The sequence below is a fragment of the Synechococcus sp. R6-7 genome (assembly GCF_047461695.1).
In the GTDB taxonomy this organism is placed as follows: Bacteria; Cyanobacteriota; Cyanobacteriia; order Thermostichales; family Thermostichaceae; genus Thermostichus.
In genome coordinates this window covers 1-11,139 of the sequence record NZ_JANSHS010000458.1, presented here as the reverse complement: position 1 = coordinate 11,139, position 11,139 = coordinate 1, and the positions used below count along the sequence as shown (strand labels likewise).

The following is an 11,139-nucleotide window of genomic DNA, read 5'->3' as shown; positions in this document are numbered from 1 at the left end:
GCAGTGTTCAGCGTAAATGTATCAGCAATTGGTAAGCTAGGGATCCCAATCCCTGAGGTTTTGCCCCTGTGACAGATCCCAATGCCATTCGGATCACCTTTTTGGGCACCAGCTCCGGCATGCCCACCCGCCAGCGCAATGTCTCTGGGGTGGCGGTGCAGTTTCCCCAGCGGTCGGAATGGTGGCTGTTCGATTGCGGCGAGGGCACCCAACACCAGTTGCTGCGCCTAGATGAGCTGCGCCCCAGCCAGTTGCGCCGCATTTTCATCACCCACATGCACGGGGATCACATCTACGGCCTGCCGGGGCTGTTGGCCTCCTGTGGCTTGGGCAGCACCCCTGAGCACATCGATATCTACGGCCCGCCGGGCCTGGAAGAGTACCTGAAGGCCGTGTTGCGCTACAGCGAGACGCGCATCCCCTACGGCTTCCGCGTTCACACCGTCGAAACCGGTCTCATCCTGCAAGAGGCGGAGTACTCCGTCTTCTGCGCGCCCTTGGATCACCGGGTGCCCGCCTTCGGCTACCGCGTGGTGGAACAGGATCGGCCAGGCAGCTTCAATGCAGCCAAAGCCCAAGCCGACGGGATCCCCTTTGGCCCTCTGTATGGGCAGCTCAAGGCCGGCCAATCCATCATCTGGCAGGGCCGCTGCTTTCACGGACGGGATTATGTGGGGGATCCCATTCCGGGCCGCAAATTCTCCTACTGCACCGACACGATTTTCTGCCGCAATGCTGTTGATCTCTCCCGGGCTGCGGATCTGGTCATCCACGAGGCTACCTACGCTCAGGCTGACTTGGAGCTGGCCCGCCGCTCTAAGCATTCCACCGCCGCCATGGCCGCCCAAGTGGCCGCCGAAGCCAAGGCCCAAGCTTTGATCCTCACCCACTTCAGCCCCCGCTACACCCCAGAGGCCCCCATTACCTTGGAAGACCTGCTGGCAGAAGCTCAGGCCATTTTTCCCAATACCCTGCTGGCCCGCGATCGGCTGACCTACGAGATCCCCCGTCGCAGCCCGTCCCCTCTGCCGGTGGGTGTGGGCTTGCCTCGCTAGAATGGTAGAACTGACAGTCTCAACCGGCAATGACGGATCCCAGACCCTACCCCGAACGCCCCCAATTTCCAGAGCGGCCCAAAACCGAACAACTGGATCAAAGTGCTGGCGAGTGGCGAACCTTCAGCGCTTTGCCCCCTGCCACTTCTCTGCCCCCGGTTCAAGCCGAGCGGCCAGCCCCGCAAACGGCTGCTGAGGGAGAACCCCTGCCAAAATTGGCTCCCTGGAGCAAACGAATTGGGGCTTTTGCCCTCGACTTTGGGCTGGGGCTGGGGATCTCCTACCTAGCCCAAGGCTTGGCTGCTCTGGTAGGGGCCAATGCAGGCGCCGTGGACATGACCGGCTATCTCGCCTTCTTCGCCACCTGGCTGGTGAACCGCGGCTATTTCCAGTCCCGCCCTGAGGGCCAAAGCCTCGGCAAATGGCTGCTGAACATCAAAACCCTGGATCCCGAGACCGAAGCCTCGCCGCACCTGGTTCGCTCTCTGGCTCGAGAGGGAGTGCTCTCCCTCTTTGTGCTTACAGAGGCCCTGCTGGTGCCTCTGGCTGCGGATGGGCTGTTTGCCGTCTTCGACAAGGAAAAACGCCAAACCATTCACGACCGCGCCGGACGTACCCTAGTGGTGGAAGCGGAGCGGGGCTACCACCTGGATGAAAAAGTCCTGCAGTTTTTGCAGGACATCCTAGAGGGGGACGCTGCTGACGACGTCAAATCGGCTGCTCGCGACCTGCTGCGCCAAGCCCAGCGCAATGACACCGTGCGGGATCTGTCCAAGCAGTTGCAGCGCCTGAGCAAAGATGTGGATCGCAACGCCCGTAGCCTACGGCAACAAACGGGCAAGCAAGTGAAAACTTGGGTTGATTCCGTCAAGGAAAAGTTGGATAATTGGTGATCGCGCTTGCAGTTTCCTCATTGCCGTTTACCTTCGTCTTGGGATCCGTCATGGCCAAAGCAAAGGGTGCCCGCATCATCATTACTCTGGAGTGTACGGAGTGCCGCACCAACGTCAACAAGCGCTCTCCAGGCGTGAACCGCTACACCACCACCAAAAACCGCCGCAACACAACAGCCCGCTTAGAGCTGAAGAAATTCTGCCCCCACTGCAACCGCCACACCGTCCACAAAGAGATTAAGTAGTTCAAGCCGTTTCGCCGTTCTCCTGACCTATGGTTTACGCTCGCCGCCGCCTGTCTCCCATTAAGCCGGGAGAGCCCATTAGGTACACCGATGTGGAGCTGCTCAAGAAATTTGTGACCGAGCGAGGCAAGATCTTGCCCCGCCGCATCACCGGCCTGACCGCCAAACAGCAGCGGGAGCTCACTGCCGCGATCAAACGAGCGCGCATCATGGGTCTTCTTTACTTTGTCAACAAAGAGGGATAGCTTTCTCCGGATCCCGATGGGCCTGCAGCTTTCGCCGGAACTCCAAGCCCGCTTGTCCCAGCCCCTCAATATCGGCGGGGTAAAAGTTTTGAGCCGCGTTTTTCAGGCGCCGCTGTCAGGGGTAACCGACCAAGTCTTTCGAGGGCTGGTGCGCCGTTTTGCCCCCCACAGCTTGGTCTACACGGAAATGGTCAGTGCGACCGGCTTGCACTATGCCCGCCAGTTGCCCCGCATCATGGAGGTCGGCGAGGGAGAGCAGCCCATCGGCATCCAATTGTTTGATTGTCGGCCCGACTTTCTGGCGGAAGCAGCCCGCATGGCTGTGGACGAAGGGGCGACCTTGGTGGACATCAACATGGGCTGCCCGGTGAACAAGATTACCAAAAACGGCGGCGGCTCTTCTCTGCTCCGCGATCCCGACACGGCAGCGCGAATTGTGGAGGCGGTGGCCAACGCAGTGGAGGTGCCCGTAACCGTGAAAACGCGCCTGGGCTGGTCAGATCAGGAGATCAACATTTTGGATTTTGCCCACCGTCTGCAGGAGGCAGGGGCGCAACTGCTCACCCTGCATGCCCGAACACGCGCCCAAGGCTTCAACGGCAAAGCCCGCTGGGACTGGATCCGCCGCGTCAAACAGCACCTGCGCATTCCCGTCATCGCCAATGGGGATATTTTCTCGACAGCCGCAGCGGTGAAGTGTTTGGAGGAAACCGGAGCCGATGGGGTGATGTGCTCCCGCGGCACCATGGGCTATCCCTTTCTGGTGGGGGAAATCGATCACTTCCTGAAAACCGGTCAAGAAAGACCGGCCCCCACTCCCCTGGAGCGGATTCAAATGGCCTTAGAGCATCTGCGCGGTCTCTGGGAGTACAAGGGAGAACGTGGCATCCGTCAGGCCCGCAAGCACATGACTTGGTACATCAAAGACTTTGCCGGAGCCTCTCAATTCCGTGCTCTCCTCTGTCGCATTGAGACGGTGCAGGAAGGGGAAGCCCTGCTTCTTCAAGCCATGGAGCGCTGCCAAGAAGCCACACCTCGACCGGAAGAGGCCATTAAAACCACCGAGGAGGTCGACCTTCTCCCTGAAGCCGGTTGGGCGTAGCTCCAAGGATCCCCACAATTGGAAATTGCTTGGAAATCGCCGCACGTCTGCCTTGGCTGTAGCCTGTGGCCCCGAAAAAGGCTATTGCGCCTGCTGCTGGGACAGGGCTGCCACCAACTTTTCTCCCATTTCCTGGCAACCCACTAAAGTCATTCCCTCAGAGTAGAGGTCTGGGGTGCGGTACCCTTGCGCCAAAACGGCTTCTACCGCCTGTTCGATGCGGTCGGCAGCTTGCGGCTGATCCAGGGAGTAGCGGAGCATCAGGGCGCCGGAGAGCACCTGGGCAATGGGGTTGGCTTTGTCTTGTCCGGCAATGTCGGGAGCCGACCCATGTACCGGCTCGTATAGGCCGGGGCCAGAGGATCCCAGAGAGGCAGAGGGCAGCATACCAATAGAGCCGGTCAGCATGGCCGCTTCATCGGAGAGGATATCGCCGAAGAGATTGCCCGTGAGGATGACGTCGAACTGCTTGGGCCAGCGCACCAACTGCATGGCGGCATTGTCGATGTACAGGTGGGAAAGTTCCACCTCCGGGTACTCAGCCGCAATGACATTGACCCGCTCCCGCCACAGTTGCGACACCTCGAGAACGTTGGCTTTGTCCACCGAGCAGAGCTTGCGCCGGCGTTTGCGGGCCAGCTCAAAGGCAACTCGGGCAATCCGATCCACCTCAGCTTCGCTGTAGACCATGGTGTTCACGCCACGCCGGGATCCCTGGGCATCCGTGAAGATTCCCTTGGGCTGGCCGAAGTAGATGCCCCCCGTCAGCTCTCGCACCACCACCAGGTCGATCCCCGAGATCACCTCTGGCTTCAGGGAGGAAGCCCCCACCAGTTGAGGGAAGACTTTTACCGGGCGCAAGTTGGCAAACAGCCCCAGCCCCGCCCTCAAGCCCAACAAGGCCCGCTCCGGGCGTTTCTCAGGAGGCAGAGCGTCATACTTGAAGTCGCCGACAGCAGCCAGATAAACGGCATCGCTCTCTTGAGCCATTTTCAGGGTTTCTGCCGGCAAGGGATCCCCGGTCTGTTCGTAGGCGGCCCCGCCGATCAGGCCCTCTTGCCACTGAAGAGCAAATCCCATCTGCCGAGCAACTGCATCCAAAACGGCCCGTCCCACCCGCATGATTTCGGGGCCGATGCCATCTCCGGCAAGGGCTGTGATCCGATAGGTTCGAGCAGTGGGAGAAGGAGCGCTCATGGGCAGTCAAGCTGAAAACGAGGGCGTAGAGATACTACCACTTCGGCGGGCTGGCCCATCCCTTGGCACACAGGTTTGCAGACAACTTCTCCAAAAAGCTCTCCAAAAGAGAAAGTGCAGCCCGGCCACCGACCTGCTGCACTCTCGAGCGAGCAACCCACCAAGCTGCAGTCCCAGATGTTCCTCTAGAACAAGCCCAAGGTGACCCACTTATCCAAGGGCAAGGTGGCACCAATGCCCAGGTAGAGGGTGACCAAGGTGCCGATCAGGAACACCGTTGTCGCCACTGGGCGGCGCAAGGGGTTTTGGAACTTGTTGACGTTTTCGATGAAGGGCACAAACAAGAGACCCACAGGAATGGCAGACATCAGAGCAATTCCCAACAGCTTGTTGGGAGCAATCCGCAGGATGTGGAAGGCGGGGTAGAGATACCATTCCGGCAGAATTTCCAGAGGCGTAGCAAAGGGATCCGCCGGCTCCCCTACACCTGCCGGATCCATGACTGACAGGCCAACGATCACTCCAATAGTGCCCAGGATCACCACCGGAAACATAAAGAGCAAATCGTTGGGCCAAGCGGGCTCACCATAGGTCATGTGGCCCATGTTTTTCTTCAGCTTGGCTACAACTTTGGGGTTGTCTAGATCAACCTTGCGGGTAATGGCCTCGGTCGCTATCACCTGTTTTGAGACGGCCATGGGAGTTCTCCTTATCTAGGGACAAAAGTTCTGAAAAAGTGGCAGGTAAAGATCCCAGTTACCAGGAAAGTCAAAGGCGTCTGGGAGCCAAACCTTGCTCACAAAGGCCCAGAAATGCCTTGGCGGCGGATCATCAAAAAGTGCATGGTCATAAAGACTGCGGTCAGCCAGGGTAGCACGAAAGTGTGCAAGCTGTAGAAGCGAGTCAGGGTAGCTTGACCCACTGCTTCGCCACCCCGGATCAGTTGCACCAACAAGTCGCCCACCACCGGAATGGCACTGGGCACACCTGAGACGATCTTGACTGCCCAGTAGCCCACCTGATCCCAGGGCAGGGAGTAGCCGGTAACGCCAAAGGAGACGGTCAGCACCGCCAAGATCACGCCGGTTACCCAGGTCAGCTCACGGGGCTTTTTGAATCCCCCTGTCAGATAGACCCGGAAGGTGTGTAGGATCATCATCAGCACCATCATGGAGGCGCTCCAACGGTGGATGGAGCGCAACAGCCAGCCGAAGTTCACCTGGGTCATGATGTAGTTCACCGATTCAAAGGCCTCAGCCACCGTCGGACGATAGTAAAACGTCATGGCGAAGCCGGTGGCAAACTGAATTAAGAAGCACACCAGCGTCACCCCGCCGAGGCAGTAGAAGATGTTAACGTGAGGCGGAATGAATTTCCCTGTTGCGTCGTCGACGAAAGGCGTAATCTCCAGCCGCTCGTCCAACCAGTCGTAAACTTTGCTCATAATGCCTGCATTTTTTGAAGTTGGCTCTCGAGGGCGGGGCAAGCCCACTCTCCTCAGCAATGTAACACAATCTTTTAACACCATCCTGGCGTCGGGCTCAGCTTGGGGACGAAGATCTCGATCCCAGGAGGCCAAGCAAGTTTTCGATATTGCGTTTTGTTCATGTTTCTTAATGTTTTTTGGGATCGATGGTTGTGCAGAAGCCGAGATACACAGGGATCCGCTGGAGAGGGTGGGGGATCCGCATTGTCTTGCTTGGGTGTTTGCTCTGGGCGAGTTTGGCCATAGGCCCCTGTCCGGTGCAGGCCAGCCGTTGGGGAGAAGAGCAGCAACTGCTGGCGCAGGCTTGGGCCTATGTGGATCGGGCCTATGTGGATCCGGGGTTTAACGGGCAAAACTGGTGGCAGGTGCGGCAACGGTTTCTCTCCCGGCCCTTAAAGGAGCGCAAGCAGACCTATCAGGCCATTGAGGAGATGTTGGCCACTCTGGGGGATCCCTTTACCCGCTTTCTGGACAGAGAGCACTACCTCAGCCTGCAGACCTCTACAGCCGGCGAGCTGAGTGGTGTCGGCTTGCAGATTGCTATCGACGAGCAAGGCGCTGTGCGGGTGATTGCCCCCATGGAGGGCACTCCTGCCGAGCAGGCCGGGATCCAACCCCAGGATGAGATTTTGGCGGTGGATCGGGTGCCGGTGGCGGGGCTGAGCCTGGACGAAGTGGCCGAGCGGATGCGGGGGCGCAGCGGCACGCCGGTTACTTTGAAGCTGAGGCGGCAGGATCGCATTTGGGAGGTGGAGCTGGTACGCCAATCGATCACCATCAACCCCGTGCGCACCCGTTTTTTTGAGCTGCCTCAGGGATCGGTGGCCTACATTCGCCTCAGCCAGTTCAACGGCAATGCTGCCGCTCAAGTCCGCCAAGCCATTCGAACCGCAGAAGCTCAAGGGGTGCGGGGCTACATTCTCGATTTGCGCAACAATCCGGGGGGACTCTTGCAGGCGGCTATCGAGATCGCTCGCTTCTGGATCCCCAAGGGCGACATTGTGCTGGTGACGGATCGCCACGGCATTCAAGACAGCATTCCCGCCACCGGCGAGGTGCTCACAGAGGCACCGCTGGTGGTCTTGGTGAACCAGGGCAGCGCCAGTGCCAGTGAAGTGTTGGCCGGGGCACTTCAGGACAGTGGGCGAGCTCAACTGGTGGGAACGCGCACCTTTGGCAAGGGTCTGATTCAATCCCTGCTGGAGCTGGCGGATGGCTCGGGGCTGGCGGTGACCACGGCCAAGTACCTTACCCCCAGCGGCCACGACATCCATCGCCAGGGGATCCAGCCCGATGTGGTGGTGGCGGAGGGATCCATTCCCCTGACGGCAGAAACCTTGGCCGGGCCGGAGGACATCCAGCTGCAGCGAGCCTTGGAGTTGTTGGGGCAGACCCAAGGGATCCGGGTGGCCAAAAGCCCGTGAGGAAGGGGATCCCACGGTAGAACTCAATCGTTGGCATTCAGGATTTGGATTCCTGGTTGTTTTCGATTCGTTTTAGGATCGAAAGCAGGGTTTCCCGTCCAGCGCTGATCTCTGACTCTGTCCGCTCCCGCCCGCATGAACGCTATCCAGCAATTTCACCACTTTTTCAACTGCTGCATTGGAGCTTGGCGCACAGAGCGCACCTACCATTACCTAGACCGTGGCGAGGTGGAGCGCTCCCGCACCGAGTTCACCATTCGCACCCTCACCCCTGAGCTCAAGCACAAGGTGCTCACCGACAACAACTACCCCAACCACAACGTGGATGGTTTTCTGGGCTTTCACTTGGCTTTTGAGACGGTTTCCGAAAAGGGTGAGGAGGCCGGGCAAGAGCTGAACATGCTGTTCGTCCCTCGGCAGGAAACCCCCCTGGGGCTGCAGGGAGACTACCTGCGGGATCGGGCCTACGAGGAAGATCGCCCGATGGTGGCGGCTTTCCGGTTTGATCCCGGATCCCTGCGACTGGTGATGACCACCACCTACACTCGTGTGGTTGCTGTAGATACCATCACTCTACTGAATCCGCGCCTGCGCCTGCGGCAGATCCTTACCTACCAACGTCCCCCTCAGGGTCAGCCTTTGCAGGAGCTGTTGCTGGTGGGGTTTGGGGTAGAACAGAAGCTGACGTGACCTACTCCCGCACTCATGCTGATGCATAGAGGACGGGGCTTCCCGGCGGTCTAGCTAACCTGCGGATCCTGAGCATGACGCTTCCCAAAGACCTGAGATTGTCTCAGCACTTGGCTCTGATCCAGTTGAGGTTCGAGCGAGGACAATACCGGCAGGCGCTAGAGGAGGTTAAGCAGGCCCAAAGCCGCTATCCGCAGTCGGGTAAGCTACGGCTCTGGCAGGCCCTGGCCCAAGAAGCCCTTGGCGAAACGCAGGAGGCCATCCTGTTGGCCCAAACCTTGCTGCGCAACCCAGATCCAGAAGTTGCCCAGCAGGCTCGCTATGTCTTGGGCATCTGGCAAGCCCCTCGTCTGCGGCGTCCAGCGGAGTGGTTGAGCGAAATTCCCGATCTCAGCCGGCTGGAGGAAGCTGATCCCCCAGAGTACCGCTTGGCCTATGGGCGCTCCCAACGCAAAGGCCCTTCCCCAAGATCTGGCGCTCCTTCTGGGGATCCCCTCAGCCGCCGGGCAGCGGATCCCCCGCTGGACACTAAGCCCCTCATCTGGGTGTTGATCGGGATCCTCTCGACCCTGCTGGCCGTGATGGCTTGGCTGCCCTAGAGGGGGGTATAACCCTCGCCGCTGCTGGGTTAGTGGGGAGATACTGGGAGTAGAGGAAACGATAGGTCTAGCTCAGGGGAGCGGATCTGCGTCCAGGGATCCCAAAGGCTCCTCGACAATGGGGGCGGAAAGCGGAGGTTTAAAGTGGCTACACAAACATTGGTGATGGATGCAGTGGAGCAGTTGGGCCTGCGGGTCACGCTGGGAGATATTGCATCCAGCACGGGCTTAGCTTTACACGAGGCCAAACAAGAGCTACTGAATTTGGCCCAAAAGGCGGAGGGGCATCTCCAGGTTTCCCGGCAGGGGGAGATTACCTACGTTTTTCCACCGGATTTTCGCAGCATTCTCAAGCGCAAGGAGCAGCAGGATCAGCTGGCGGCCCTGCGTCGCCGGTTGTGGGGGGGCTTCCTCTATGGGCTGCGCATCTCCTTCGGCATCCTGCTGGTGGTGTCAATTGTCTTGATTGTCCTAGCGTTGATTGCCTTGCAAATGGCCAGCAGCCGCGAGCAGGACAATCGCAGCCGGTCGCGGGGGATAGGGTTTTATTACTTCCCCAACCTTTGGATCGGCAACCCCTTCTGGGATCCCTATCCCTACTATGGCAGCTACTCCGGTCGGACGCGCCCCCGCCAGCCGCAAAAATCCGAGCTGAACTTCCTGGAAGCGGTGTACAGCTTCCTCTTTGGGGACGGGGATCCCAATGCCAACCTGGAGGAGGAGCGCTATGCCCTCATTGGCCAACTGATTCGTGCCAATGGGGGGGTGATCGCAGCGGAACAGGTGTTGCCCTATCTGGATGTGGAGCCGGGATCCCCGGCCTTGGAATACGAAGATTACATGCTGCCCATTTTGCTCAAGTTCGACGGTCAGCCGGAGGTCAGCGAGGACGGGGACATTGTCTACCGCTTTCCGGAACTGCAGGTGGCCGCCTCAGAGCGTGAGCCCAAGAGGATCCCTGAGGTGTTGCAGGAGAAACCTTGGGTGTTCAGCCGGGCCACTCCTGGTCAACTGACCCTGGCAGGAGGCTTGGGAGTTCTCAATTTCTTTCTGGCCGCCATTCTCTATGGGGCACGGGAGGAGGTGGCAGCGGCAGCCGGCAGCAATGCTTTTTTGGCCTTCATCTACCCGTTGATCGGCTTCCTCTTCCTCTACGGCACGCTGTTTTTGGCGGTGCCCGCCGTTCGCTGGCTAGCCTTGCAAATCCGTAACCAGGGAGTGGAGCGTCGCAATCGTGTCCGGCAGCTTTGGCGAGAGCATCTGCAGCATCCCACAGAGGCGCTGCTGCGCAAACTCAACTTTGCCCGCCGCTTCCGCCGTCAAGAAGTTGTGCAAGAGTCGGACACCATTTACTCAACCGACCGGGATTTGATCGAGCAGCGGGACTACCGTCTGGACGAGCCGGCATTCCGCCAGCTTTTGGAATCCAAAGCTCAGCAGGATCGCCCCGAAACCGAACAAGTGCGCAAGCCGCGTCCCCTCTAGAGAGGTCATGGCCGTTGGGCAAACTCCCGGTCTGCCGTTTGAGCTGAGACCCATTCGAGTTTCTTGCCCAGCCGGAGAATCCGGCGCTTGGGTTTGCTTGGACTTTTTTCTCCCCCGGAGAACTCACAGCAACCACTCCGAGACCCGCTCCCCCACCTTCTGCAAATCCAGAGGAATGGCCACCGCCTTGCCCATACGAGGTCTCTGACGGGTGGACTCGATCTCCCGGCGCACCGATTCCCACACCCCCCAAGCCTGCAAATGGGCCAGCACGTTCTCCAAGTGGGCCAGATACTCCGCCTCGCTCAAGGGGAAGGAGGGCTGCTCCAGGTAGCGCCACATCACCAGCAGCACCACCTTCTGCTGGATACGGCGCAACTGTACGTCGTAGGAACAGCCCCACTTCTCGCGCAACAAAGCTTGAAAGTCGGATCCCTTCATCAGACTTGTCTGAGGCTGGCTTGGATCTGGCTCCAATCGCGCTGGGTGGGCCGCTCACCTTGGGAAGGAAGGCCACGGCCTCTTACAGCGTTACATTTCTTAACGATATTGGCCAGAGGGGTCGGTTAGGATGATGTCGCTTGTCAACGAACGTTAAAACTTCTCAGGTCTGCATTTGCCATTATGACGGAAGCGGTTAGCAACTTTGAAGCGCCCCCCATGAGCCGGCGGGTTCTTCTCAATGCCCTGCTCAGCGGCTCTGTGGGAGTCGTAGTGG

At 59.3% G+C, this 11,139-nt stretch carries 13 protein-coding genes; 9 read left to right on the top strand and 4 right to left on the bottom strand.

Features of this window, described 5'->3' with window-relative positions; all coding sequences use genetic code 11:
• The first annotated feature begins 86 nt into the window (after positions 1-86).
• Genes rnz through dusB form a run of 5 tightly spaced genes read left to right on the top strand, consistent with a single transcriptional unit; the run spans position 87 to position 3,540 of the window.
• A complete protein-coding gene (rnz, locus tag NW815_RS12705) occupies positions 87-1,055 on the top strand; it encodes a ribonuclease Z (RefSeq protein ID WP_414342002.1) in 969 nt (322 codons plus the stop codon).
• 29 nt (positions 1,056-1,084) lie between these two features.
• Positions 1,085-1,948, top strand: coding sequence for an RDD family protein (locus tag NW815_RS12700; RefSeq protein ID WP_414375156.1), 864 nt, complete (start codon positions 1,085-1,087; stop codon positions 1,946-1,948).
• Between the two features lie 50 nt (positions 1,949-1,998).
• Entirely contained in the window at positions 1,999-2,193 is a 195-nt protein-coding gene (rpmG, locus tag NW815_RS12695) for a 50S ribosomal protein L33 (RefSeq protein WP_011433240.1), read from the top strand.
• Positions 2,194-2,222: 29 nt separating this feature from the next.
• Positions 2,223-2,438: a 30S ribosomal protein S18 gene (gene rpsR / locus NW815_RS12690; protein WP_011433239.1), complete on the top strand. Its 216-nt coding sequence runs from the start codon at positions 2,223-2,225 to the stop codon at positions 2,436-2,438.
• A 16-nt stretch (positions 2,439-2,454) separates the two neighbouring features.
• Complete coding sequence (gene dusB, locus NW815_RS12685) at positions 2,455-3,540, top strand: tRNA dihydrouridine synthase DusB (protein WP_414375158.1); 1,086 nt, start codon at positions 2,455-2,457, stop codon at positions 3,538-3,540.
• 81 nt (positions 3,541-3,621) lie between these two features.
• On the opposite strand, the gene leuB is transcribed toward dusB, so the two are convergent.
• The 3 genes from leuB to petB all read right to left on the bottom strand — a co-directional run bounded on the left by leuB (position 3,622) and on the right by petB (position 6,181).
• Positions 3,622-4,737 carry a 3-isopropylmalate dehydrogenase gene (leuB, locus tag NW815_RS12680; RefSeq protein ID WP_414389197.1) on the bottom strand — a complete coding sequence of 372 codons (1,116 nt, stop codon included), beginning with the start codon at positions 4,735-4,737 and terminating at the stop codon, positions 3,622-3,624.
• 185 nt (positions 4,738-4,922) lie between these two features.
• Entirely contained in the window at positions 4,923-5,435 is a 513-nt protein-coding gene (gene petD, locus NW815_RS12675) for a cytochrome b6-f complex subunit IV (RefSeq protein WP_011433236.1), read from the bottom strand.
• 98 nt (positions 5,436-5,533) lie between these two features.
• Complete coding sequence (petB, locus tag NW815_RS12670; protein WP_041436518.1) at positions 5,534-6,181, bottom strand: cytochrome b6; 648 nt, start codon at positions 6,179-6,181, stop codon at positions 5,534-5,536.
• A gap of 188 nt (positions 6,182-6,369) precedes the next feature.
• Here petB and NW815_RS12665 point away from each other — a divergent pair, with 188 nt between their 5' ends.
• From NW815_RS12665 to NW815_RS12650, 4 genes are all read left to right on the top strand, one after another.
• The gene (locus NW815_RS12665) at positions 6,370-7,647 is read left to right on the top strand and encodes a S41 family peptidase (RefSeq protein ID WP_414389195.1); all 1,278 of its coding nucleotides are present in this window, start codon (positions 6,370-6,372) and stop codon (positions 7,645-7,647) included.
• Between the two features lie 135 nt (positions 7,648-7,782).
• Positions 7,783-8,337 (top strand): phycobiliprotein lyase, encoded by a 555-nt coding sequence (locus NW815_RS12660; RefSeq protein WP_414389193.1) that lies wholly within the window; start codon positions 7,783-7,785, stop codon positions 8,335-8,337.
• Between the two features lie 74 nt (positions 8,338-8,411).
• On the top strand, positions 8,412-8,936 hold the full coding sequence (locus NW815_RS12655; protein WP_414389191.1) for a hypothetical protein: 525 nt from the start codon (positions 8,412-8,414) through the stop codon (positions 8,934-8,936).
• Between the two features lie 144 nt (positions 8,937-9,080).
• The gene (locus NW815_RS12650) at positions 9,081-10,421 is read left to right on the top strand and encodes a hypothetical protein (protein WP_414389190.1); all 1,341 of its coding nucleotides are present in this window, start codon (positions 9,081-9,083) and stop codon (positions 10,419-10,421) included.
• Between the two features lie 123 nt (positions 10,422-10,544).
• On the opposite strand, the gene NW815_RS12645 is transcribed toward NW815_RS12650, so the two are convergent.
• Positions 10,545-10,862, bottom strand: coding sequence for a DUF3067 family protein (locus NW815_RS12645; RefSeq protein ID WP_414389188.1), 318 nt, complete (start codon positions 10,860-10,862; stop codon positions 10,545-10,547).
• Positions 10,863-11,139 lie beyond the last annotated feature (277 nt).